At 73.6% G+C, this 23,811-nt stretch carries 15 protein-coding genes and 2 pseudogenes; 3 read left to right on the top strand and 14 right to left on the bottom strand.

Annotated features, from left to right (window positions below):
- Positions 1–69: 69 nt before the first annotated feature.
- Entirely contained in the window at positions 70–1,740 is a 1,671-nt protein-coding gene (locus QQY24_RS29650; protein ID WP_301975784.1) for a beta-1,3-glucanase family protein, read from the bottom strand.
- A gap of 278 nt (positions 1,741–2,018) precedes the next feature.
- A complete protein-coding gene (locus tag QQY24_RS29645) occupies positions 2,019–2,465 on the bottom strand; it encodes a VOC family protein (RefSeq protein ID WP_301975783.1) in 447 nt (148 codons plus the stop codon).
- A 90-nt stretch (positions 2,466–2,555) separates the two neighbouring features.
- Here QQY24_RS29645 and QQY24_RS29640 point away from each other — a divergent pair, with 90 nt between their 5' ends.
- Positions 2,556–3,557 (top strand): YafY family protein, encoded by a 1,002-nt coding sequence (locus tag QQY24_RS29640; RefSeq protein WP_301975782.1) that lies wholly within the window; start codon positions 2,556–2,558, stop codon positions 3,555–3,557.
- 284 nt (positions 3,558–3,841) lie between these two features.
- On the opposite strand, the gene QQY24_RS29635 is transcribed toward QQY24_RS29640, so the two are convergent.
- The 3 genes from QQY24_RS29635 to QQY24_RS29625 form a co-directional block, all read right to left on the bottom strand.
- Positions 3,842–4,993 carry a DUF3103 family protein gene (locus QQY24_RS29635; RefSeq protein WP_301975781.1) on the bottom strand — a complete coding sequence of 384 codons (1,152 nt, stop codon included), beginning with the start codon at positions 4,991–4,993 and terminating at the stop codon, positions 3,842–3,844.
- A gap of 406 nt (positions 4,994–5,399) precedes the next feature.
- Positions 5,400–6,764: an APC family permease gene (locus tag QQY24_RS29630; RefSeq protein WP_301975780.1), complete on the bottom strand. Its 1,365-nt coding sequence runs from the start codon at positions 6,762–6,764 to the stop codon at positions 5,400–5,402.
- Positions 6,761–7,669 carry a carbon-nitrogen hydrolase family protein gene (locus tag QQY24_RS29625; protein WP_301975779.1) on the bottom strand — a complete coding sequence of 303 codons (909 nt, stop codon included), beginning with the start codon at positions 7,667–7,669 and terminating at the stop codon, positions 6,761–6,763. The genes QQY24_RS29630 and QQY24_RS29625 overlap by 4 nt, the downstream gene beginning before the upstream one ends.
- Positions 7,670–7,761: 92 nt before the next feature.
- Here QQY24_RS29625 and QQY24_RS29620 point away from each other — a divergent pair, with 92 nt between their 5' ends.
- Positions 7,762–8,361: a TetR/AcrR family transcriptional regulator gene (locus QQY24_RS29620; RefSeq protein ID WP_301975778.1), complete on the top strand. Its 600-nt coding sequence runs from the start codon at positions 7,762–7,764 to the stop codon at positions 8,359–8,361.
- Positions 8,362–8,568: 207 nt separating this feature from the next.
- Here QQY24_RS29620 and QQY24_RS29615 read toward each other — a convergent pair whose 3' ends face one another.
- The 6 genes and pseudogenes from QQY24_RS29615 to QQY24_RS29590 form a co-directional block, all read right to left on the bottom strand.
- Positions 8,569–11,802, bottom strand: a complete 3,234-nt coding sequence (locus QQY24_RS29615) for a TIM-barrel domain-containing protein (protein WP_301976386.1) — start codon at positions 11,800–11,802, stop codon at positions 8,569–8,571.
- Between the two features lie 295 nt (positions 11,803–12,097).
- A complete protein-coding gene (locus QQY24_RS29610; protein WP_301975777.1) occupies positions 12,098–12,736 on the bottom strand; it encodes an HD domain-containing protein in 639 nt (212 codons plus the stop codon).
- A gap of 105 nt (positions 12,737–12,841) precedes the next feature.
- Positions 12,842–13,834 carry a GlxA family transcriptional regulator gene (locus QQY24_RS29605; protein ID WP_301975776.1) on the bottom strand — a complete coding sequence of 331 codons (993 nt, stop codon included), beginning with the start codon at positions 13,832–13,834 and terminating at the stop codon, positions 12,842–12,844.
- Between the two features lie 190 nt (positions 13,835–14,024).
- Positions 14,025–14,291, bottom strand: a pseudogene (locus QQY24_RS29600) (short-chain dehydrogenase); the annotation flags it as partial.
- A 173-nt stretch (positions 14,292–14,464) separates the two neighbouring features.
- A complete protein-coding gene (locus tag QQY24_RS29595) occupies positions 14,465–15,502 on the bottom strand; it encodes a LacI family DNA-binding transcriptional regulator (RefSeq protein WP_301975775.1) in 1,038 nt (345 codons plus the stop codon).
- Positions 15,499–17,901 carry a glycoside hydrolase family 2 protein gene (locus QQY24_RS29590; RefSeq protein WP_301975774.1) on the bottom strand — a complete coding sequence of 801 codons (2,403 nt, stop codon included), beginning with the start codon at positions 17,899–17,901 and terminating at the stop codon, positions 15,499–15,501. Before QQY24_RS29590 ends, QQY24_RS29595 begins: the two co-directional genes overlap by 4 nt.
- Positions 17,902–18,738: 837 nt before the next feature.
- On the opposite strand from QQY24_RS29590, the gene QQY24_RS29585 reads away from it, so the two are divergent.
- On the top strand, positions 18,739–19,809 hold the full coding sequence (locus QQY24_RS29585) for an NUDIX domain-containing protein (protein WP_301975773.1): 1,071 nt from the start codon (positions 18,739–18,741) through the stop codon (positions 19,807–19,809).
- 803 nt (positions 19,810–20,612) lie between these two features.
- Here the strand turns inward: QQY24_RS29585 and fdxA are convergent.
- The 3 genes and pseudogenes from fdxA to QQY24_RS29570 all read right to left on the bottom strand — a co-directional run.
- Complete coding sequence (gene fdxA / locus QQY24_RS29580) at positions 20,613–20,933, bottom strand: ferredoxin (RefSeq protein WP_301975772.1); 321 nt, start codon at positions 20,931–20,933, stop codon at positions 20,613–20,615.
- Between the two features lie 52 nt (positions 20,934–20,985).
- The gene (locus QQY24_RS29575; RefSeq protein WP_301975771.1) at positions 20,986–21,924 is read right to left on the bottom strand and encodes a 2-oxoacid:ferredoxin oxidoreductase subunit beta; all 939 of its coding nucleotides are present in this window, start codon (positions 21,922–21,924) and stop codon (positions 20,986–20,988) included.
- Positions 21,914–23,800: pseudogene (locus tag QQY24_RS29570) on the bottom strand (2-oxoacid:acceptor oxidoreductase subunit alpha); the annotation flags it as partial. The gene QQY24_RS29575 and the pseudogene QQY24_RS29570, both read right to left, overlap by 11 nt.
- Positions 23,801–23,811 lie beyond the last annotated feature (11 nt).

Raw genomic sequence — 23,811 nt, 5'->3', positions numbered from 1 at the left:
CGCGCAGGGGCGGCGGCAGGGGGCGCGCGGGGGCGGCGGCAGGGGGCGCGCGGGGGTGCTCCGTGTGCGTCAGCGGGTGAAGGTGAACCAGTTGACGTTGACGAAGTCCACGGTGCTCTCGGCGAAGGTCAGGTACACGTCGTGCACCCCGGTGACCGTCCCCGTGATGTTGGCCGGCACCGTGCGCCAGGCCTGCCATCCGCCGGTGGAGCCGAGGTCGATCTCGGCGATCTGCGGCCCGGTGGCACTGTCCACCCGTACCCGGATCGCGCCGCTGACACCGGCACCCACGCCCGAGGCGATCCGGGCCACGAACTGGGCCGGGGAGGAGGCGCCGAAGTCCACCGCGGTGTACTTCAGCCAGTCCCCGGCCGCGAGGTACCCCACGTCGAGGCCGCCGCCGGTGTCGGCGCAGCTCTCGGTCTGCGCGCCGTTCTGGGCGGCGTAGCCCTCCGCCTGGATGGTGGAGTACGCGCTCGTGCCGCCACCGCCCGGCGGGTTCGTCCCTCCGGAGCCGGGGCCGAGGATGATCGACCAGGACGTGGGGGCCGCGTCCTGGAGGTGGCCGTCCACCGGGGCGGCACCGGTCGGGCCGACGTCGTCGTACGGGAAGGCGTAGCCGATGGTCGCGTACCGGTGCACCAGACGCGCGTAGTGGTTGGTGACCGATTCCGTGTAGTACTGGGCGGGGGTCACCCCGTTCGGCTGGGACGCGCCTCCGGGGACCAGGAGGCTGGAGCGGTTGAGGGCGGCGGCCAGGCGTGCCGCGACGGCGGAGCGGGCGTCGGCCCCCGAGTTGTACAGCGGACCGCTCGCGCACCCGAAGATGTCCGCCGCCGAGGGCTTGGTGAACGGCACTCCGTTGGTGTTGAGCCCGGCGAAGGTCAGCACGTCACCGCTGACCGTTCCCGAGTACGCGCCGATGGAGCCCTGGCCGTCCACGGTGAGGGTGTGGGTGCGGTAGTAGTCCCACACCCGGTCCAGGTACGGCTGCCAGTACGAGCCGAAGTCCGTCGGCGCGTGCGAGGGCGCGAGCACCCGCAGGACCGTGCCCGAGGAGTCGGTCGCCACCAGCCGGTCCCAGGGCGCGCCGTCCGCCGCGTGCTGTGCCTGCAGCCCGGCGGCGATGGAGGCGAGCGCGCCCGAGGGCAGCGCCGGCACCGACTGGTTGCCGGCGGCACCGGTGGTCGCCATCGACACCGGCAGGGCCACCATGTCCACGTAGCTGATGTTGGCGTACAGGTTCGCCGAGTTGTACGTGAACTCGCAGAACGTCCAGCTCGTGTTCCAGTTGGGGTCGGAGCTGGTGAAGCCGGGCTGCACCAGACCGGGGACGCCCCCGTTGCCGCCCGGCGGATTGACGAAGAACTGGATCTTCCGCCCGGTCGAGAACCACACCCGGCCCCCGATCACGTAGTCGCCGAGTGTCAGGCGGACGGGCGCGGAACCCGACCCGCCCAGGGGAATGGCGTAGTCGGGCGCCGGGGTCAGCACCGACGACGGACTGGGCAGCCGGTGGAAGCGTCCGTCCGCACCGACGAAACCGGGCCAGCCGGAGGTGTCGGCACCGGAGATGTAGGCGTAGACCTGTGCCGAGGTGCCGGAGTTGTTGGCGAGCGCGATGGGGAGCGAGGCGGCGGTGGCACCGGAGGGGGCGGCGGCAGCGGTGCCTGGAGCGCTCAGGGGGAGAGCCGCAGCGGTGGCCGCCGCTGCGGTGAGGAAGGTACGGCGGGAGAGCACGAGGGGCTCCTGTGTGGGAAGTGGGGTGGCTCGAACACGAGGGGAGCGGTATCACTATTGGACTGAACCAATTGGTGGGTCAAGTGCTCTGTACACACCGGGGATTGGCCGACGCGCGCCGATGACGCCGACATGTCCCCAGTTGTCGTCGATTGCCGGTGCCGGACCGGCCGCGGAGTGCCGGACGTGCGGGCGGGGCCGCCTCCGTGCCGGTGGCCGGTACGGGGCGGGCCGGTGGCCGGTACGGGGCGGGCGACCGGTTCGGGCGGCGCGACCGGTCAGTCACCGCGGCGCGAGGGCGCCGGACCCGCCGGGGCCCCCGGCCGCCGGGGGGTGAACTTCTCGACGGCGGCCGGTGTGACGGGGGTGAAGAAGTTCACGAGGTTGCCGTCGGGGTCGCGGAACAGGAGTGCGCGGTTGCCCCAGGGCATCGTGGTGGGCTCGTTGACGAACTCCTCCACGAAGCCGGTCAGGTTCCGGTGGGCGCTGTCGACGTCGTCGACGAGGAACTCGAGGATGACGCTGCGGTTGTCGGCCGGGCGGGCGGAGCCGGGCGCGAACAGGGGGACGGTACGGGTGCTGCCGATCGCCAGGGTGGCCGAGCCGATCCGGAGTTCGGCGAAGTCCTCGTTGGACCAGTCCGCCCGCACCCCGGCGGCGCGCTCGTAGAAGTCGACAAGTCGGGCGACGTCGCCCGTGATGATGCGGATCGAGACGAAGTCCATGGGTTCTCTCCCGGTCGATCGGTGCCTGTGACCGCACGGTAGGGCGGATACCGGACGGAATCCGCCCGGTATCCGCGGGAGACTTCAAGCATGTCCCGACCCATTGCGCGCGTGCTCACCCTGCTGGAACTCCTGCAGTCGGGCGGCGTCCGGACCGTGGCCGAACTCGCCGACCGGCTCGGCGTCGACGCACGCACGGTGCGGCGGTACGTCGGCCACCTCCTCGACCTCGACGTGCCCGTCGAGTCGGTGCGCGGCCGCTACGGCGGCTACCGGCTCGCCCCCGGTCACCGCATGCCTCCGCTCATGCTGGGCGACGACGAGGCGCTCGCCGTGCTGCTCGGCCTGGTCGCGGGCCGGCGGGCCGGCCTGATGACGGCCGCGGGCGCGGCGGGCGAGACGGCGGCGGCCAAGATCCGGCGGGTGCTGCCGCAGCGGCTCGACCGCCGACTCGACGCCGTGCTCGGCTCCCTCTCCTTCACGGCTCCGCCGGTCGCGCCGGCCGCCCCCGCATCCACGGTCCTGCTCCCGCTCGCCGACGCGGTGCGCCGTCACCGGCCGGTCGCCGTCGGGTACACCGCCGCCGACGGCCGGCGCAGCGAACGCACGCTGCATCCGTACGGGCTCGTCGCCCACTCGGGCAGGTGGTACGTGACGGGTACGGATCCCGCGATCGGCGAGGACCGGACGTTCCGGCTGGACCGCATCACCAGTGCGCGGACACTGCCCGGCTCGTTCGAGCCGCCCGCCGGACCCGACCCGGCGCGGCGCGTCCTGACGGCGCTCGCCACCGCCCCGTACCGGTACGAGGTGACCCTGCGGGTCCGGGGGACGGCCGAGCAGATCCACACCCGGCTTCCCGCCGCTGTCGCGGTCGTGACCGAATCGCCGCCCCCGGGCGGCGCGGACCCGGGGGCGGAGCGCTGGTCCCGTGTCGACCTGCGCGTGGACCGGCTCGACTGGCTGCCCGCCGCGCTCGCGTCGCTGGACCGCCCGTTCGTGATCGAACGCCCGGACGAGCTCCGCCGCCTCGTGGAGGTCTTCGCCGAACGGCTGGCGGACTTCGCCCGGCGGAGCCCACCGCACGTGTGACGGGCCGGTGGGCCCTCCCCCGCGCCGGCCCGCGCCCCCTCGTCCCTCGCCGGGGGCCGTCCGCGTCACGCCCGGGAGCCGTGCGGCTCGGCTGGCGCATCACCGCGGACGTCGCCCGGGGGCCCCACGGGTACGCGCCCGACGATCCGGGAGCCCACGTTCCGGCGGTCCGCGCGGGACTGCACCGGCCCTTGGTGCCCGTGGGTGGCACCGGTGACCGCGCGGGGCGGCCGGGCCGGCGGGGACGTGGTTCCCGCCGGCCCGTCGCGCCGTCGGCGCGTGTCTCAGAACTCCTGCACGAAGTACGGCTCCACGGTCATCCAGCCGTTGCCCCGGGCACCGTAACGGGTGCCGCTGTCACTCCGGGCCAGGGTGTACCAGGAGTCGACGTAGTCGGGATCGTCCGTCCACCAGTCGTCCGGGATGGCGTCCAGGACCGCGGTCACCAGCGGGACGTAGGCGCCCTGGTCGGTGATCGTGAGCAGGGCGGTGGCGATCGCCTTGGCGAGGTCGCGGTAGTTGGTGCTGCCGTCCTCCTCCATCATCACGGCGTCGGCCAGGTCGTACTTGTAGTACGACCAGTTGACCAGGACCTGGCTGGGCCGGTAGACCGTGCCGTCGTCGTCCAGGTACGGCATGTCGACGGGGTCGACCCGGACCTTGCCGTCCTGGCCGAAGCCGGTGACCAGGGTGTAGATCTCGGCGTCGCCCTTGGCCCAGGGTTCCTCGTCGTCGGAGAGTTCGACCGCGGAGATGCGGGTGGTCCAGAAGCCCGCGGCGGCCGCCGATTCCCGCGAGCGGCCCGCGGGGGCCTGCTCCGCGCCCGGCGCGGCGGAGTCCACGCCGTACCGCGCGAGTTCCTCGTCCAGGACGTCCAGGCCGGCGGCCAGTGCCTTGGAGCCGTCGATGTCGACCACGTACACCGGGTGCGCGGGCACCCTGCGGGCGTCGAGCGCGTGGGTCCGGCCCCGGCTGTCGTAGGCGGTGACGGTGGCGGTGCCGTCGTCCGAGGTGGCCGCGGCCACCCAGGGGGTGACGCCGGCGGCCAGCGCGGTGCGCATGGACGCGTCCCCCAGCCGCAGCCGCAGCAGCGGGCCGACCCCGGCGTCCAGGCCCTTGGCGGCGGCGATCCGGCGGTCGGCCGCGGCCAGGGTGGACTTCAGGGTGCCGCCGGCCCGACCGGCCAGGGCGGTGACGGCCACCTCGTCGGAGGTGAGCGCCGCCGTGCGGACACGGGCACGCCAGGCGGAGCCGGCGAGCGAGCCGGCCACCGCCCGTGCGGCGTGGTCCTGCGCCGCGAGGACCACGGACGTGGGGGCGGGGGCCTTCGGGGCCGCCGTCGCCGGCAGCGCGTTCAGGGCCTGGCCGGTGCACAGGACGACCAGGGACGCCGCGACGGCTCCGAGGCGGCGCCGGCGGGGATGACGAGGTCTCACGTGGATCGATCCTCCTGGGACGAGTGGTCGGTGTCTCACTGTCAGGTGGAGCCCATGGAACGGATCTATGCGGGTAGACACCCGGGCGCAAGCATGACGGTGACATGACACTCAGAGCAAGAGGGTCCGCACCGCAGGATGGTGCGCTCCGCGGGGCGCGGGCCGGAGGGCCTCCCGCCCGGACCGGAGGCCGGACCCGGCCGACCGGCCCGGTGACCCCGCTCCACCGCCGTCGCCCCCGACGCCGTCGCGACCGGTACGGGAGCTGCGGCGAGGCGTGATCCCGGTGGTGGAGCGGCGCCCGGTGGCGTCCCGCACGCCCAGGCGCGCGGCGCGCGTGCGGGCCGGGCACCGCATGTCCGGTGCCCGGCCCGCACGCGCACGGGGGCCGGTCGCACGCGCCGGCTCAGGGCGACGTGGCGTCGACCGGCAGGTCGGCGGACTCCAGGTGCAGCTCCGGGGGCTCCCGGCGCAGGCCGCGCGTGAGCACGACGAGGTACAGGACACCGATCGCGAGCCATATGAGGCCGAGGACCATGGCGGTGTGGTTCAGCTTGCTCAGCAGGTACACGTCGGCGACGGCGCCGAGGACCGGCAGGGCGACGTGGGTGAGGACGGGCCGGGTGGTCCCGGCCCGGCGGCGCGCCCGCCACGCGGCGATCACGCAGATGTTGACGAGGGTGAAGGCCAGGAAGGCACCGAAGTTGATGAAGGACGTGGCGGTGTCGAGCGACAGCCGGGTGCCCAGCAGTCCGACGACCGCGATGACCAGCAGGTTGAACAGGGGGGTGCCCGTGCGCGGGTGGAGCCGGCCGAAGGCCCGGCGGGGCAGCACTCCGTCGCGGCCCATCACGTACATCAGACGGCTGGTGCTGGCCTGGATCGCGACGCAGGACGCGAAGCCGCCGATGAGACTGATGTCGTTCGTGACATCGGCGAAGCCCTTGCCGCCCGCCTGCAGCGCCACCTCGTACCCGGCGGTCGACTCGTCGTGGAAGACGGCGCCCGGGTGCACCCACTGCAGGAGGAACGAGACGAGGAAGAAGATGCCGCCGCCGATGACGACGGTGAGCAGGATGCCGCGGGGGACGTTGCGACGCGGGTCCCGCACCTCCTCGCTGAGGGTGCTGACGGCGTCGAAGCCGAGGAAGGAGTACGCGGCGATCGCCGCCGCCGCGGTGACGGCCCCCAGCGAGGTGGCGGGGTTCCACAGGGCGTGCGCGCCGCCCTCCGCCGGAGCGCCGCCGATCGTGTGGACGCAGACGACGACGAGGGCGAGCAGCCCCAGCGCGGTCAGACCGAGCAGGACCTTGTTGACGCGGTCGGCTATGAGCAGGCCCAGCGCGTTGATGAACGTGGTGACGGCGATGACGGCGACCAGCCAGCACCACGTGGGCAGGAAGGGGAACTGCACGTGGAGGTAGAGGGCCTGGATCAACCAGGCCACCATGGGCAGGAACAGGTAGTCGAGCAGCAGCGCCCAGCCGGCGAGGAAACCGATGCGTGAGCCGAGCAGTTTGCGCGCATAGGTGTACACCGAACCGGAGGCGGGGTGGTCGCGGGCGAGCTTGCCGTAGCTCAGCGCCGTCAGGGTCATGGCCAGTGTCGCCACGACGTACGCGGTGGGCGCCACGCCCTTGGAGGTGGAGGCGATGACGCCGAAGGTCGAGACCACGATGGCGGGAGCCATGTAGGACAGGCCGAAGACGACGATGGACAGCAGGCCGAGCCGCGGTGTCAGCCGGCTGGTGTTCTCGGGGGCCGACGTCATGACTGTTCCGCCGTTTCCTGGGGGGCGTGCGCGAGGCGGCGGGTTCCCCAGGTGTCCGGGTCGATCCTGCCGGAGTAGAGCGGGAGGTCCACGGGAGCGTCTCCGGGCTGGAACTGGTCCCAGACCCGGTTGAGGCCGGCGGTGCCGTACCGGCGGACGCGGTCGGTCTCGGCGAGGTCGATGACGTCGGTGAGCACGCACGCCTCGGCGCCCACGGCCTGCGTGCGGACCCGGCCCTCCGGGTCGACCAGCAGGCTGCGTCCGAGGCCGGTGGGGGTGGCGGCGTTGACGCTCGCGACGAACACCTGGTTGGTGATCGCGTTGGCACGGGCCAGCACGACTTCCTGCTCCCGGTCGCTGGTGGGCGTCTGCACGAGGTTGACGATCAGTTGCGCCCCCAGGTGGGCGAGGTTGCGGGAGATCTCCGGAAACCACGCGTCGTAGCAGATCGACATGCCGACGCGCCCGTACTCGCCCATGTCGAAGACGACGAACTCGTTGCCGGGCGCCGTCGTCTCGTAGGGGCGCCACGGACAGATCTTCCGGTAGGCGGCGACGCGCCGGCCGGCGGGCGAGTACACCGGAGCGGTGTTGTGGATCCGGTCCCCGCCGCCCCGTTCGTAGAAGCTGCCGGGCATGAGCCAGACGCCGAGGTCCGCGGCGAGCTCGGCCAGCCGCCGGTCGCGGGCGCCGTCCAGGGGTTCGGCGAGGTCCTCCGGGAGCGCCGCCCCGTCACCGGGTCCGGCCCCGGGCGCGGTGGTGTTGAGGTGGAGCTCCGGAAAGACGAACAGACGCACGGCGTCTCGCTGCCGGACCAGCCGTTCCAGGCCGGAGGCGAAGGAGTCGAACGCGTCCGCGGGATGCGCGGCGGCCTGGACGAGGGCGAGTGGGAGGGGTGAGGCCATGGGGGAGGTGCCTTCCTGGTTCGTTAAACGAAGTTTCATTAACGAATTCGGCAGGTGTCAAGAGCCGATCCGAACCGTGGGAAGATGGGCCCATGCCGCGCCCCCGCAACCAAGCCGCCCGTCGCGCGCAGCTGGTCCGGGCGGCGGCGCAGACGGTGCTCGAGCGGGGCCTCACCAAGGCGCGGCTGCGGGACATAGCGGACCAGGCGGGCGTGACTCCGGCCTCCGTCCTGTACTACTACCCCGACATCAACGACCTCCTGGTCGCGGTCTTCGAACAGGGTACGGAAACCTACGTGCTGCGGCGGCACGAGGCGGTGGAGGCATCCGCCAGCTCGTGGTCCGGGCTCGCGGCGTGCATCGCGTCCGGGATCCCCTTCCCGGGCGAGGCGGAGACGACGAGCCGTCTGCTGTACGAGCTGCTGCCGGTCACCTTCCGCAGCGAGGCGGCCGGCGAGCGGCAGCAGGCCTTCGTCGCCCAGCAGGTGCGCCTGTACCAGCGCGTGCTGGACGAAGGCGCCGGCACGGGGGAGTTCCGCCTCGCCGCCCCGTCGGACTTCCTCGCCCGCAGCTTCGTGGCGCTGGAGGACGGGTACGGCATCGACGTCCTGTCCGGCGCGGCCACCGCGGAGCAGGTCGAAGGGCGCCTCCTGCAGTACGCGCGGCTGGTCACCGGAGCCGCCCGGGTGTGACGCCGACGCGCTCGGCGGCGACGGGGGCCGCGGGGGCCCTGGAACCGCGGCTCGCCGGCCGGGTCCCGGCCGCGGGGCGGCGACGGGTCCGGCCCGGCGCCTGCCGGGCCGCTCCGCCGCCGACCGCACGGCCGCACGCCGGAGCGGCCCCGGCGCATCCCGGCACTCAGGCTCTGCGGGGTGCGCCGGGGCCGCTCCGGTTCCGGGCTACCGGTATCCGACCGTCACCGTGTCCCGCACGCCGTGCGAGGGCAGCGTGACGCGGAGGGTGCGGGTGCCGGCGTCCCACTGCCAGGCCGAGGCCGACAGCCGCGCGCCTGCCGCCGTCACCCGGCTCGGCGGCCGCTCCACCCCGAGGAAGGACACGGTCCACTCGCGCCGGGCCGCCTGTCCCGTGAAGGAACCCCGGGCGGGTCCGATCCGCAGCAGGCGGGAGCCGTCGTGCTCGGTGTAGCGCAGCCGCGTCGTCGCCCGGCCCGGGGCGGAGCCGGTGCCGTCGTCCTCGTACAGGGTGGAGGCGCCCGGCGCGCCCGCGGCGACCGTGACGCCGATCCGGTTCAGCGGACCCTGCCGGTCGTTGGACGCGTCGTCGGACCGTGTGGTGACGATCCCGCCCGCGCGGACGAAGACCGGCATGGTGTCCAGGGTGGTGGCGACGTCGTACGTGGCTCCCCCGGCGGGAGCGGTGTAGGTGCGGCCGGTGAAGTAGTCCGTCCACTGTCCCGGGGGGAACCACACCGGCGTCGTGGTGCTGGTGCCGGGTGTGGTGACCGGCGCGACCAGGAGGTCGGGGCCGTAGAAGTACTCGCCGTCCGCTTTGGTGTAGGCGGTCTCCTCCTGCGGATACTGCAGGTACAGCGGCCGTACGACCGGGACCCCGGTGCCGGCGGCCTGCTGTGCCAGGGTGTAGGTGTAGGGCACCAGCGCCTCGCGCAGCCTGAGGAACTTCTCGGCGGACCGCCGCGCCTCGGTGCCGTACTGCCAGGGCAGGCGGTCGCTGTGGTTGCTGTGCAGGCGGTCGATCGGCTGGAAGGTGCCGAACTGGACCCAGCGTGCGTACAGGTCGTCGGGCAGCTTGGTGGTGCGGTGGGTCTGGCCGTCGGAGGTGTAGGTCTCGGCTCCGGGGATGCCGTAGCCGTCGTTGTGGCCGCCGATGTCGTGGCTGACGGCGGACAGGCCGGTGGCGGCGGACTCCCCCGGTGTGTAGCCGACTTCGGCGCGCAGGGTGCCCCAGTTGGACGTGGTGTCGCCCGAGAAGTGCACCGTGGTCCGCTTGTCGGCCCACGGCCCGGTGGGCAGGCCGACCCCGCCGCTGTAGCCGCCGGCCTGCAGGGAGCCGTAGGCGCGGGACAGGACGAAGCCCCGGTCGCCGGTCTCCGCGGTGAGGTCGGCGTACTTCTGGTTGATCCAGGCGTCCGGGGTGACGCCGGCCTGTGAGGACCGTGAGGTGTCGCAGCACCAGTCCAGCCACCAGAAGTCGTTGCCGGCCCGGTCCATCGGCCGGTGGAGGTCGAGGTAGGCCTTGAGCTGGTCGGCGTCCCCGAAGTCGAAGGTGTAGCAGTCCGTGCCGGCCGCGGAGGCGCAACCGCCCTTGCGCAGCTTGCCGTTGGCCGTGGCCTGCGCCTTCGCGAACTGCGGGTCGGAGCCGAGGATGCTGGGGTGCACGTTCAGGGTGTTGTGGAGCCCCTGGGCGCTGGACCAGTCGAAGAACCCCTTGGCGTCGGGGAACTTGACCGGGTCGAAGTTCCAGCCGCTCCAGGTGTTGGGCGACTTGAAGTCGGTGTCCGTGACGAGTACGTCCAGGGGCACGTCGGCGGCCCGGAACGCGGGCAGGATCGTCTTCTCGTAGTCGCTCGCCGTGCGGTCGATGTACTCGGAGTACCAGACGCCGTAGGCCCAGCGGGGCAGCAGTTGCGACGGCCCGGTCAGGGTGGCGAGGTCCGACAGGCCCTGCTGGTAGTCGTGGCCGAAGCCGAAGAGGTAGCCGTCCTGGTAGGGCCGACCGCCGTGCGAGGGGCGTGCCGACGCCTTCCCCGTGACGGTGTCGCGGACCGCGGAGGGCGTGTCGTCGAGCAGGTACCAGCCGTCCCGGTGCAGCAGCCCCGGCGTGGTCCAGGGCGTGGGGTCGCTGTCGCCGTTGAGGCCGTCGAGGCTGCGCCGGTAGCCGCCCAGGGCCAGGTGCGGCGCGGGGGCCGGGTCCGCCGGGCGGCTCAGGGCGAGCGTGTCCACGTTGACGTGGCAGTCGGAGGTGCCCGGACAGTCCAGGGTGAGCTTGTCGGTGCCCGCTTCCAGGTCGACCGGCACGGACGCCGACGCCCAGGTGTCCCAGTCGTCCGTCGGCGGCAGGGAGAGGGTGCGGTGCGTGCCGCCCCCGGTGCCGATCTGCAGGTCGCGGGCCTGGTGGCGACCGTCGCCGCCCGTGCCGTTGGCGTAGCGCAGGTGCAGCAGGTAGGTGCCGTCCTCGGGCACGCCCACGACCGGGTCCGCGATGCCGGCCCCCTGGTCGAGTTCGGCGGTGAACCCGTACCCGGCGTGCCCCTCGTGGTCCGTGGCGATGGTCGCCGAACCCGACAGCAGGGCGTCCTCGGCCTCGCAGCTGGTGCCGAACCGGCACCCCGGAACGGCACTCGCCGCCCTGGAGGGGTACGCGGCCCCGGACGGCAGGAGGGCGACGCTGTCGACGTTGACGCTCCCGGAGTCCGCGGCGGTCCGGCGGAGCTTCACCGTGTGGTGCCCGGCCCCCAGCGACAGCGGCAGGCGCACCACCTCCCACGAGTTCCAGCCACCCGTACGGGGGAGGCTCAGCGTCCGGCCGGCACCGCCGTCCACGTCTGCGGTGAGGGTCCGGGTGTCGTCCCGGCCGTCGCTGCCGACCGAGTTGGCGTACCGCACGGCGAACTCGTACGTGCCCGCCGTCGGCACCTCGACGTCCGTGGACAGGTAGTTGTTCTCGACCTCGAAGCCGGCCAGGAAGCCCTTGCCGGTGGACCCGCTGTGGTCCGCGGCGAGACCGGGGCCGTCGTACGACTGGTCCTCGGCCTCGCACAGCGCCCCCACGGTGCACGGGGGGCGCTGCCACGGGGCCGCCAGCACCCGGTCCTGCCCCGCGGTCAGCTCCATGGTCAGGTTGTCGGCGGTGAAGGGGCCGGAGCCGACCCGGTAGCGCACCGTCATGGCACTGGTGGTGATCGTCAGCACGCCGTCGCGGACGGACGAGCTGTAGGGGGGCGGCGTGAAGGCGTCGCGGCCGACCGCGTTGAAGGTGGCCCGGTCCTCGAACCGGCCGTCCCCCGCGTACTCGCTGCGCACCAGGGTCGGCGACAGCACCTCGAACCGGGCGTCCGACACGGTCACCGTGGACGTGCGGGCCGGCCGGCCGGTGGTGTTCGCGGTCGCGCCATCGGCGCAGACCAGGCTGAGCGCCACCGACGCGCAGGCCATGACGCAGCCGAGCACGGGGGCGCGCGGCGTTCGGAGTGATCTGGAAGACGGTCGTCGCACGGCACGCTCCATACGGGACGGCAGCATTCTGGCTGGACGGACCCGCGCTCAACCGCCCGGGCCGGCCTGTCGGCCCGGGCGGCTACAACGTTGCAAAGGCAGTCCTCAGGCATGACAGCACGCCGCTTTCCTCCTGTCCACCCTCGTAACAGACATCGTTGTCACCGCAGTTGACCGGGATGCGCGGACCGTGGCCGCCCGTTTGGCGGTCGGCGGCCGCCGACCGCGGTGCGGCCTACTCGGGCCAGGCGGAGTTGCGGACGACCTCGACGAAGTCGGTGCGGCGGAAGCCGGGGACGAAATGTTCCAGTACGTCCGCGTTGACCGTGCCGAAGGTGGTGTCGGGGCGGTGTTTGAAGCCGTCCGTGAACGCCCGCAGGATCTGCTCCTTGAAGTCCGGACGGGGGTGCGCGGCGGTCACCTCGTCGATCTCGGCCCGGGTGACGTTCGCCAGGTGCAGGCCGAGCACGTCGGTCTCGACGCCCGCGGAGGTGGCCGCGATCTCGGGGGCCAGCCTGTGCGGCACCTCGGGGGTCGTGTGCAGGGCGATGGCGGTCCACACCCTGTCCGCGTCGGCGTCGGGGACGCCGTGGCCGAGCAGGAACGCCCGCGCCCGGTCCGCGCCGTCCAGCTCGAAGCGCTGGTCGTCGCTGCGGTAGGGCGGCACCAGGCCGGTGTCGTGGAAGAGCGCCGCCACGTACAGCAGCTCCGGGTCGGGCCGGATGCCCCGGGCCCGGGCCTGGAGGCTGCCGAAGAGGTAGACCCGCCGGGAGTGGTGGAAGAGGAGCGGCGGGGTGGTGTCGCGGATCAGCTCGGTGGCGTCCCGGGCGAGTTCGCTGTCGGGGATCTCGACGCCGGCGATCTTCTCGGTCATGGTGGCCTCCCTGGAGGACGGTGGCGGTGTTCGCCGTGCCTCCACCTTCCGCCGGATCCGGCCGCCGCGTCCGCTACCGGACGGCCAACAAGCCCTCGAAAACGGTCACGGCCCCTGGCGGGTGTCCCGCCCGGCGGGTTCCGCGCGACGGCGGGGCACGGGCCGCGTGGTGGCGAAGCGGCTCCGGTAGCGGGTGGGCGACACGCCCAGGTGACGGGCGAAGGCTCGCCGCAGGCTCTCGTAGCTGGGGAAACCCGACAGCGCGGCGGCCTCGGTGGCGCTGTGTCCGGCGTCGAGGAGGGCCTTGGCCATGTCGAAGCGGATCAGTTCCACGTACTTCATCGGCGTGGTGTCCAGCTCGGCGCGGAACATCCGGGTCAGGTGCCGGGGGCTGACCCGGACCCGGGCCGCGAGCGCCTCCAGGCCGTGGTCGGCGGCCGGGTCCGCCTGCACCAGGTCCTGGATCCGCCGCAGGACGGGGGTCCGGGGGGCGGGGCCCCGGAGCGGGGCGGAGAACTGCGACTGCCCGCCGGGCCGCTGCATGTACACCACCAGCGAGCGGGCGACGTCCCGGGCCGGGCCGGGGCCGTGGTCCTCCTCCACCAGGGCCAGCGCCAGGTCGATCCCCGCGGTGACGCCTGCCGAGGTGTAGGTCGTCCCGTCCTTGACGTGGATGGCGTCGGGTTCCACCCGCACCGACGGGTAGCCGCGGGCCAGCAGCGCGGTGTACTGCCAGTGCGTCGTCGCCCGCCTGCCGTCCAGCAGGCCCGCCGCGGCCAGGACGAACGCCCCGGTGCAGATCGAGGCGACCCGTCCGGCCCCCGCCGCGAGCCGATTCGCGGCCTCGCCCAGGCCCGGGTCGACGGGACGGCCCGGCAGCAGGTCACCGCCCGCGACGAGCAGGGTGTCGAAGGCGGGGGCCGAGGCCGTGTCCAAGTCCACCGGCACCCGCAGACCGATGGACGTGCGCACCGGGGTGCCGCCGACCGAGACCAGGCTCAGCCGGTAGTCCGCTCCGAACCGGTTGGCCTCGCTGAGGACTTCCGCCGGCCCGGACAGGTCGAGCATCTTCATGTCGTCGAACACGAGAACGCCCACACGGTGCGGTTTCGGCGCCACTTGTCACTCCCCTTGCTCCTTCACCGCTCCCCGGACTCCCGGCCGGTGGTTCCGCCGGAGCGTCCGCGGGGGTGGTCGGACGGTTCCGCTGCTGCTTGAGCGTACGGGCTTCGCGGGAGCGGCCGGGAGGCGGGCGCGGCCGTGCGGCCGGGGGCCCTGCGGTGCGCCGTCAGCCGGTGTGGGCGGCCAGCTGCGGGTAGAGGGCCGCGGGGGCGGCGGCGGGGCCGGCCTTGACCCGGCGGCTGAGGTCGTCGGCGAGGACCTCGTGGGCCCCCGCCTCGATGCCGTCCAGGGCCGCGCGCGCGGCCCTGGACGGGTCGGCCTTCGGGGCGGTGACGTCCGCGGTCACGTCCGTGTCCATGTAGCCCACGTGCAGCGCCGTGACCAGCGTGCCCTGTCCGGCCAGCGCCACGCGCAGCGCGTTGGTGAACGACCACGCCCGGCCTCCACACCCCGGTGACCGCCGTCCGGGGACGGCGGACCGCCGGGAGGCGCGGGGACCCGGCGGAACACCCGGCAGCACCCTGGTGCCGGGCACGGTGAGGACCGCGCGGAGAACGGCGGGAGCGGGGGCGCGCACGGGGGCGCGGCCCCGCGCGCGGGTACCGCCTACGCCCCGGTCCCCGGTGCCCGGGCGGTGGAGCCGCGGGGGGTCAGCGTGGGCGTCGGCGCCTGGCGCGGGCCGCTGTGGCCACCGTTGAGCACGTCGAACAGGACGCGTGTCACCTCGGCCCCGAAGTGGTGCACGTCGTGGCTCATCGCCGACAGCGTCGGGTGGGTGATGCGGCACAGCTGGGAGTCGCCCCAGGCGATCAGCGACAGGTCGTCGGGCACCGCGAACCCCATCTCGGCCGCGACGCCCGCGCCCGCGACCGCCATGATGTCGTTGTCGTAGACGACGGCGGTGGGCCGGTCCGGGGCGAGCAGCAGCGAGCGGGTGGCGCGGGCGCCCTCCTTCCCGTCGAAGCCCGTGGCGATCTGCCGGGCCTCCTCCAGCCCGAGTTCGCGCGCCGTGGACGCGAACGCGCGCGTCCGGATGGCGCTGTGGCCGAACCCGGCCGGACCGCCGACGCGGGCGATCCGGCGGTGGCCGAGGGCCGCCAGGTAGCGGACGGCCTCGGCGACCGCGGAGGCGTCGTCGGTCCACACCGCCGGAAAGGGGCCGGTGAGGGAGGGGTGGCCGACGGCGACGGCGGGCAGGCCGATGCCCCGCAGCGACGGCAGCCGGGGATCGTCCTCGCGGAAGTCCACCAGGATCGCCCCGGCGATCATCCAGCCGCCCCACCAGGCCCGGTACAGGGCGATCTCCTCGTCGAGGTCGCGCACCAACCGCAGCAGCAGCGAGCAGGACCGTTCCGCCAGGACGCTCTCGATGCCGGAGATGAAGTCCATGTAGAACGGTTCGAGACCGAGCAGCCGCGCGGGCCGGCACAGGGCGAGGCCGACGATGTCCACCCGCTGGTTGGACAGGCTGCGCGCGGTCGCGCTGGGCGCCCAGCCCAGTTCCCGGGCCGCCTCGAAGATCCGCTCGCGGGTGGCCGCGGACACGCCGGGCTTGTGGTTGAACGCCAGCGACACCGCGCCCTTGGACACCCCGGCCCGGGCGGCGACGTCCTTGATGGTGACCCGTTCCGCCGAGCCGTTCACGCCACGTCCACGCAGTACAGGGCGGCCCTGACGTCCTGGACGCCGACCGGGCCGCAGCCGGCGACCCGGATGCGTGCGCGCTCGCCGGGCAGCAGGGTCTGCGGGCCGTGGTCGCAGACGGCGGCCGGGCCGAGCCGGTCGGCCTGGAGCAGGAGGTCCCTGACGAGGGTACGGGCGCTCACCACGACGTCGACTCTATCCCCCTGCCCGGTCACCGGTTCGAGGCCGACGTCGTAGGCGGGCCGGGGGTAGGCGAAGTCCTTGTCGGGGACCGGGAAGTGCAGCGCGCGCAACCCGTCGGCGTCGGCGACCAGGAACTCCTTCGCGGACCGCCCGTCCGGCGCCAGGTCCCGCGGCACGGGGAGCCGGACGACGGAGCGGGGCCCGGCGGCCACGTCGAGGACCCCCTCGTGGACCAGGGTGCCGTCCGCCTCCCACCGGCGCAGGGTCACCGCCGTCCGCCAGGGTTGGGCGGACTGGTTGACCACGGCGAGCACCGGGCCGGCGCTGCCGGGCCGGAGGGTAAGGAGCCGGTCGGCGTACACGCGGCGCAGCTCGTGGTACAGGGGTTTCGGGCGGCCGTCGCCGTCGATGGCGGACCAGGAGGTGACGGGCCAGCAGTCGTTCAGCTGCCAGACGATCGTGCCGGCGCAGACGGGCCAGTGCGAGCGCCAGTGCTCGACGCCCGCCGCGACCGCCCGGGCCTGCACGAGCTGGGTCAGGTAGTGCCAGCGGTCGAAGTCGTCCTCGGGCAGCGGGAAGTGACGGGCGAGACCGCGTCCGAGTTTGCCGTTGCCGTCCTCGGCCTTCTGGTGGTGGAGCATACCCGGGGAGTCCGGGGCGAGCCGTTCACCGGGCAGGGCGCGCCGCAGGGTGGCCTGCGCGGGCGGTGCCTGCCAGCCGAACTCCGCGACGAACCGGGGCACGTTCGCCCGGTATTCGGCGTAGTCCCGGCGGTTCCACACCTCCCAGGAGTGGTGGGTGCCGTGTGCCGGGTCGTTGGGGTGGTGGTCCCAGGAACCGGACCACGGGCTGCCGGCGGTGTAGGGACGGGTCGGGTCGAGTTCGGCGACGACGCGGGGCAGCAGGCCGAGGTAGTAGCCCTCGCCCCACGAGTCGCCGGCGAGCGGTTCCTCCCAGCCCCAGTCGCGGAAGCCCCACAGGTTCTCGTTGTTGCCGTTCCACAGCACGAGCGAGGGGTGCGGCATGAGCCGGACAACGTTGTCACGGGCCTCGGCCTCCACCTCGCCGCGCAGCGGCTGCTCCTCGGGGTAGGCGGAGCAGGCGAAGAGGAAGTCCTGCCACACCATCAGGCCCAGCTCGTCACAGGTGTCGTAGAAGGCGTCGTCCTCGTAGATCCCGCCGCCCCACACCCGCACCAGGTCGACGTTGGCCCCGGCGGCCTGGGTGAGCCGGGTCCGGTAGCGCTCGGGGGTGACCCGGGAGGGGAAGGCGTCGTCGGGGATCCAGTTGACGCCGCGGGCGAAGATCCGCACCCCGTTGACGACGAGGGTGAAGCCGGTGCCGTGCTCGTCGGCCGAGCGGTCGAGCTCGACGGTGCGGAAACCGATGCGCCGGTGCCAGGTGTCGAGCGGGTGGCCCCCGTCGTCGCTCAGGGTGAGGTGGAGGTCGTACAGGGGCTGTCCGCCGTAGCCGCGGGGCCACCACAGGCGCGGGCCGGGCACCTCCAGGCGCAGCACGGTCTCGTCGCCGGTGAGGACGGCCTCGGCACGGACTCCGGCCACCCGGGCCTCGGCGCACAGCGTGCGCCCCCGCCCCTGCCGGGTGCGTTCGGCCTCCAGCCACACCTCGACCCGTCCGGTGCCCTCCTCGACGGTGACCTGCGGGCGTACGCGGGCGATGCGGGCGGTGGACCAGTGCTCCAGCCGGACCGGCCGCCAGATGCCGGCGGTCACCAGCGTCGGCCCCCAGTCCCAGCCGAAGCTGCAGGCCATCTTGCGGATGTACTGCGACGGTTCCGGATAGACGTTAGGGCGCTCCCCCGTGACGGCGCGCACGGCCGCGGCCTCGTCGTAGGCGGAGGTGAAGCGGACCTCCAGCCGCCCGGTGCGGCCCGTGACGTCGAACCGGTGGCGGCGGTGCATGTTGCGGGTGGTGCCGACCGGGCGCCCGCCCAGGGTGATGCGCGCGGCCGTGTCCAGGCCGTCGAAGACCAGGTCGGCGCGCTCGTGCGCGCTGTCGTGGCCCAGGTGGCGGACGTAGGTCCAGGCGCGGCGGCCCACCCAGGCGACCTCGCGCTCGTTGAGGCCGGTGAACGGATCGGGGATGACCCCGGCGGCCAGCAGATCGGTGTGGACGCAGCCGGGCACCACGGCCTCGAGCAGTTCCCCTCCGTGGCGCAGGCTCCAGCCCTCGGAGAGCGGGGTGACGTCCTTCATGCTGCGGCTCCAATCGCCTGACTCAGGCCCGGGGACGGACGACGGCCGACAACCTAGCCTGCTGACCAGTCACTGCCCATGAACCGGTCCAGTCATTCGTATCGACCCTTTTCCCCGGTTCCGCACATGATTTCGCCACCGTGCGTACTCGAACGGTAACGATTGGGCATGGTGCTGGAAATCTCGGCTTTACCGGTTAACAAGCGACTGGCATAGTGCCGACATCCCACCCGCAAAGCCGAGCCGCACCCCTGAAGGAGCTGGGCACATGGGGAAGAAGAAGGCGCTCGCAGGAGCGTTCCCGGCCGCCGCGATCCTGACCGCCGCGGGATGCGGCGGCCGGGGCGCGGTGTCCGGTGAGACGGCGAAGGCACCCGCCGACCCCGCCGACGCCTCGGGCACCGTCAAGGCCCTGACGCACCGCACCGACCTCGTCCAGAACGGGACGATGGCCCGGTACGCCGCCGAGTTCCGCAAGACCCACCCCGGGGTGAGGGTGAGGTTCGAGGCCCTCACCGACTACGAGGGCGAGGTCAGGATCCGTCCCGACCCTGCTCGTGTTCCTCTTCCTCCAGCGCTACATCTACAACGGCTTCGCGCGGGGCGCGACCAAGTGACGGAGCGGCCGCACCGGTCCCCCGGTTCGTCCGCGCGGGCGGACCGGACGAGGTGCGGCGGTGTTCCCGGCCGGGGCCGTCCCGGCGGCTGCCGCCGTGCCTCGTGCCGGCGCGTTGCCCCGCACCGGCCGGCCGGCCGGAAACCCGGTGTCCGCCCCCGCCTCGGTCGCACGGCCGAGGCGCCCCCTTCCCTTCCCCCGACCGACGAGGAGTCCGAACCGTGGGAGACACGACCACCGGCGCGTGGGACGCGCACTACGCCGCGGGCAGGAGCTTCCGCGAGCTGCGGGAGCCCGAGAAGGCGCTGTTCGCCGAGCGGCTTCCGGCGCCCGGGGGCGGGACGGCTCTGGAGGTGGGGTGCGGGCTGGGGGAACTCGCCCGGTTCCTCGGATCGCTCGGCTACACGGTCGACGCGGTGGACTTCTCGGCGGAGGCCCTGGCCCGCGCCGAGCGCAGCACCCCGGCCGGTTCGGGGGTCCGCTACCTGTGCCGTGACGTCGAACGGGACGAACTGCCCGACGGCACCTACGACGTGATCGTGTTCCGGCGCAGCTGGGCGTTCGTGCGGGACCGGACCCGGGTCGTGAACCGGCTGCGGGAGCGGCTGCGGGCGGGCGGGGCCCTGTGTGTCGTCACGCCGGTCGCCGGACGGGTGCCCGGGAGCAAGCGGGGCATCGCTCTCGACGAGGACGAGATCTCGGCGCTGTGCGCCGGGTGGGGGGTGGTGGAGCGGTACGACGTGGACGGGGCGGCGTTCGTCGTACTGCGGGAGCCGGTGGCGACGGCCGTGGTGTGCGCGGCGCCGGGACGGCCTTCGGCGCACGCCCTGACCGGGGCCGGGGTCGTCGTCACCGACGCGGCGGGGCGGGTGCTGCTGGGGTGGTCCCTGAAGCGCGGGGGGTGGGAGCTGCCGGGCGGGAAGAACGACGCCGGGGAGGACTTCGCCGCCGCCGGGGTGCGGGAACTGGCGGAGGAGACGGGGCTGGTCGCCGATCCCGCCGGGGCCCGGGTCGTCGCACTGCTGATGGACTCCACGCACGGGATGCCGCGGTTGACGGCCGCCGTCCGCGTCGCGTCGTACACCGGTGAGCCGGTCGTCGCCGAACCGCAGCTGATCCGCCGCTGGGAGTGGCACGAGGTCGCCGATCTCCCCGCGCTGGCCCAACCGCTGTTCACGCCGAGCGCGCATGTCCTCGACACCGTATGGCCGGGACTGCTGCGCGGGCTGCCGCCCGTCCACCGCTATCCGGTCGCCCCGGTGGAGTCGCCACCCCCCGGCACCCCCGCATAGGGGTCCTCAGTGATCAGCCCCGGGCGCGCGGCACTCCCGTGCGCCCGGGGCTGATCACTGCCGTGCCGTCCGCCGGTCGGCCCGCAGGACCCGCCCGTGCCCGAGGTGAGCCGCACCCGGCCCGACGGCTCCGGGACCGTGCTCGACGCGACGGCCGGCCACAGGGGGACGTCCGCCCGCCGCCCGTCCCCGGCGCGGCCGCTCGCCGTCGGCGGGCCGCGTCCGCCTCAGCCGGTCGCGCTCCTGGAGGGCCGCCGGGGTGGCCAGGCCGTGCGGGGACGCCGCGAGGGCCCGGTGGAACACCCCGGTGCCGGGGGTCCCGGCGGGGTGAGGAGTTCACCGCGCCCCGGGCCCGGCGCGACCCGCCGTACAGCGGGAAGCCGACGTCGCCGCCCGGTCCGGCGGCCGGGAGGCGCAGTTCCTCCCGGTAGGGGCCGAGGCCCCGCGGCGCGCCGCAGCCCACCGGTGCGGCCGCCGCGTCGGCGCTGCCTCCGGCCGGGCCGCGGGCGACGGGGATGCGTTTGCCGATGTGGACGGCGACGGCCGGTCCGACCCCGGCGGCGCGGGCCATCGGGCGGACTGCCCGCGGCGCCGGACCGCCGTCGCCGGCGGGGCGGGGCCCCGGACGGTGACGGTGAGCCGTGGTGCGGGGGGCGATCCGCACCACGGCGTGGAGGCCGACCGCCAGGAAGGTGGTGGTCGGTTCGTGGTGGCCGTCCGGGCGGCGGCCCGCCGACAGCGTCAGGCCGGCCTCGCCCGGCGCCCGGACGGTGACCCCGCCCGGCGGCCCCCTCCGGCCCGGCTCATGCCGTGCGGACCGGCTGTCCGGCGACGAGCGGGTGGTCGCGGTCGACCGGGCCGAGGCCGCTGGCGCCGCCGGGCGAGCCGAGGTCGTCGAAGAACTCGACGTTCGCCTTGTGGTAGTCCGTCCAGTCCCCGGGCACGTCGTCCTCGTAGAAGATCGCCTCGACGGGGCAGACCGGTTCGCAGGCGCCGCAGTCGACGCATTCGTCCGGGTGGATGTACAGGGACCGCCGGCCCTCGTAGATGCAGTCGACGGGGCATTCCTCGATGCAGGCCTTGTCCTTGACGTCCACACAGGGCTGGGCGATGACGTAGGTCACGGATGTTTCCTCTTGTTCGTGTCGCTGTCGGTGTGCGGTTCTCGTCGGGGGCTCAGGCCCCGACCGTCCAGGTGTCGTTGCCGGCCAGCAGCGCGGCCAGGTCGCCCCGGCCCCGCTCGGCGACGGCTCGCTCCAGTTGGTCGTCCATCAGCCGGTCGTAGACGGGGCGCCGTACGTCGCGCAGGACGCCGATGGGGGTCGGGTGCCGCAGCCGGGAGAGGGCGAAGGCGGCGGTGGGGTCGGGGTCCGCGACGTCGTGGACGACCTCGTCGGCGTCCGGGGTGAGCCGGTGGGGCTTGCCGTGTTCCAGGCGCAGCAGGGCGCCGTCGCGGGTGGCGGGGTCCTTGAGCGCGTCGAAGGCGCCGTCGTTGAAGATGTTGCAGTTCTGGTAGATCTCCACCAGGGCCGTGCCGGGGTGGGCGGCGGCCCGGCGCAGGACGTCCGTCAGGTGCTTGCGGTCGGAGTCGATCGTGCGCGCGACGAAGGACGCCTCGGCGCCGATGGCCAGCGACAGCGGGTTGAACGGCTCGTCGAGGGAGCCCATCGGGCTCGACTTGGTGATCTTGCCCTGCTCGCTGGTCGGCGAGTACTGGCCCTTGGTCAGCCCGTAGATCTGGTTGTTGAACAGCAGGATCTTGAGGTTGACGTTGCGGCGCAGGGCGTGGATCAGGTGGTTGCCGCCGATGGACAGGGCGTCGCCGTCACCGGTGACCACCCACACCGACAGGTCGGGGCGGGCGCAGGCCAGGCCGGTCGCGATGGCGGGGGCGCGGCCGTGGATGGAGTGCATCCCGTAGGTGTTCATGTAGTACGGGAAGCGGGAGGAGCAGCCGATGCCCGAGACGAAGACGATGTTCTCGCGCGCGATGCCCAGCTCCGGCATGAAGCCCTGGACGGCGGCGAGGACCGCGTAGTCCCCGCAGCCGGGGCACCAGCGCACCTCCTGGTCGGACTTGAAGTCCTTCGCGGTGAGCGCGAGGTCAGTGGGCACCGAGGGCCTCCAGGTTCTCCTCGATCACGGCGGCCAGCTGCGCGGCCTTGAACGGCATGCCGGAGACCTGGGTGTGGGAGCGCACGTCCACCAGGAACCGCCCGCGCAGCAGCAGCGCGAGCTGGCCGAGGTTCATCTCCGGGACCAGGACCCGGTCGTAACGGCGCAGCACCTCGCCGAGGTTGGCGGGGAAGGGGTTGAGGTGGCGCAGGTGCGCGGTGGCGACCCGGCCCCCGGCGGCCCGTACCTCACGCACGGCCGCGGTGATCGGCCCGTACGTCGACCCCCAGCCCAGCACCAGCAGCCCGGCGTCACCGGTGGGGCCTCCCCCGCTCGAACGGGGTTGGGCGCCCGGGGAGGGGTCGTCGACCTCCAGGTCGGGTACGGCGATGCCGTCGATCTTGGCCTGACGGGTGCGGACCATGAAGTCGTGGTTGGCGGGGTCGTAGGAGATGTTGCCCGTGCCGTCCTGTTTCTCGATGCCGCCGATGCGGTGTTCCAGGCCCGGGGTGCCCGGCAGCGCCCAGGGACGGGCCAGGGTCCCGGGGTCGCGCAGGTACGGCCAGAAGGAGCCGTCGGGACGGTTCGGGGCGGTGGCGAACTCCACGCGCAGATCGGGCAGTCCGGCCACGTCGGGGATGCGCCAGGGCTCGGAGCCGTTGGCGAGGTAGCCGTCGGAGAGCAGGAACACCGGGGTGCGGTAGGTCAGCGCGATCCGGGCCGCCTCCAGGGCCGCGTCGAAGCAGCCGGCCGGGGTGTGCGGGGCGATCACCGGGACCGGGGCCTCTCCGTTGCGGCCGTACATCGCCTGCAGCAGGTCCGCCTGCTCGGTCTTGGTCGGCAGACCGGTCGAGGGTCCGCCGCGCTGGATGTCGACCACCAGGAGGGGGAGTTCGAGGGAGACGGCGAGACCGATGGTCTCCGACTTGAGGGCCACGCCCGGCCCGGACGTCGTCGTCACCGCCAGCGAGCCGCCGAAGGCGGCGCCGAGGGCCGCGCCGATGCCGGCGATCTCGTCCTCGGCCTGGAAGGTGCGCACGCCGAAGTTCTTGTGCCGGCTCAGCTCGTGCAGGATGTCCGAGGCCGGGGTGATCGGGTACGAGCCGAGGAACAGCGGCAGCTCCGCGCGCTCGGCGGCGGCCACCAGGCCCAGGGCGAGGGCCAGGTTGCCGGAGATGTTGCGGTGGCGGCCCGGGGTGAAGGCGTGCTTCGCCGGGGCGACCTCGTAGGAGACGGCGAACGACTCGGTGGTCTCGCCGTAGTTCCAGCCCGCCCGGAAGGCGGTCACGTTGGCCTCGGCCAGCTCCGGCTTCCCGGCGAACTTGGTGCGCAGGAACTTCTCGGTGCCCTCGGTGGGCCGGTGGTACATCCAGGACAGCAGGCCCAGCGCGAACATGTTCTTCGCCCGCTCCGCGTCCTTGCGGGCGAGTCCCGAGTCCTTGAGCGCCTCGACGGTCAGCGTGGTCAGCGCCACCGGGTGCACCCGGTACCCCTCCAGCGTGGCGTCGTCCAGCGGGCTGGTGCTCCAGCCCACCTTCGCGAGGGCGCGCCGGGTGAACTCGTCGGTGTTGACGATGATTTCGGCACCGCGCGGCAGGTCGGCCAGGTTGGCCCTGAGCGCGGCCGGGTTCATGGCGACCAGGACGTCCGGGGCGTCGCCCGGGGTGATGACGTCGTGGTCGGCGAAGTGCACCTGGAACGAGGAGACGCCGGGCAGGGTGCCTGCGGGGGCGCGGATCTCGGCGGGGAAGTTCGGCAGCGTCGACAGGTCGTTGCCGAAGCCGGCCGTCTCCGCCGTGAACCGGTCGCCGGTCAGCTGCATACCGTCGCCGGAGTCACCGGCGAAGCGGATCACGACCCGGTCGAGCTGTTTGACGGTGGCCGGTG

It is taken from the genome of Streptomyces sp. TG1A-8 (genome assembly GCF_030499535.1).
Classification (GTDB): domain Bacteria; phylum Actinomycetota; class Actinomycetes; order Streptomycetales; family Streptomycetaceae; genus Streptomyces.
This window is presented reverse-complemented; position numbering and strand designations above follow the sequence as displayed.

Excerpts from the sequence above, each read along its gene's own strand:
- QQY24_RS29645 (WP_301975783.1), bottom strand. The coding sequence starts at position 2,465 with ATGGACTTCGTCTCGATCCGCATCATCACGGGCGACGTCGCCCGACTT.
- QQY24_RS29640 (WP_301975782.1), top strand. The coding sequence starts at position 2,556 with ATGTCCCGACCCATTGCGCGCGTGCTCACCCTGCTGGAACTCCTGCAG.
- QQY24_RS29630 (WP_301975780.1), bottom strand. The coding sequence starts at position 6,764 with ATGACGTCGGCCCCCGAGAACACCAGCCGGCTGACACCGCGGCTCGGC.
- QQY24_RS29625 (WP_301975779.1), bottom strand. The coding sequence starts at position 7,669 with ATGGCCTCACCCCTCCCACTCGCCCTCGTCCAGGCCGCCGCGCATCCC.
- QQY24_RS29620 (WP_301975778.1), top strand. The coding sequence starts at position 7,762 with ATGCCGCGCCCCCGCAACCAAGCCGCCCGTCGCGCGCAGCTGGTCCGG.
- QQY24_RS29615 (WP_301976386.1), bottom strand. The coding sequence starts at position 11,802 with ATGGCCTGCGCGTCGGTGGCGCTCAGCCTGGTCTGCGCCGATGGCGCG.
- QQY24_RS29610 (WP_301975777.1), bottom strand. The coding sequence starts at position 12,736 with ATGACCGAGAAGATCGCCGGCGTCGAGATCCCCGACAGCGAACTCGCC.
- QQY24_RS29590 (WP_301975774.1), bottom strand. The coding sequence starts at position 17,901 with ATGAAGGACGTCACCCCGCTCTCCGAGGGCTGGAGCCTGCGCCACGGA.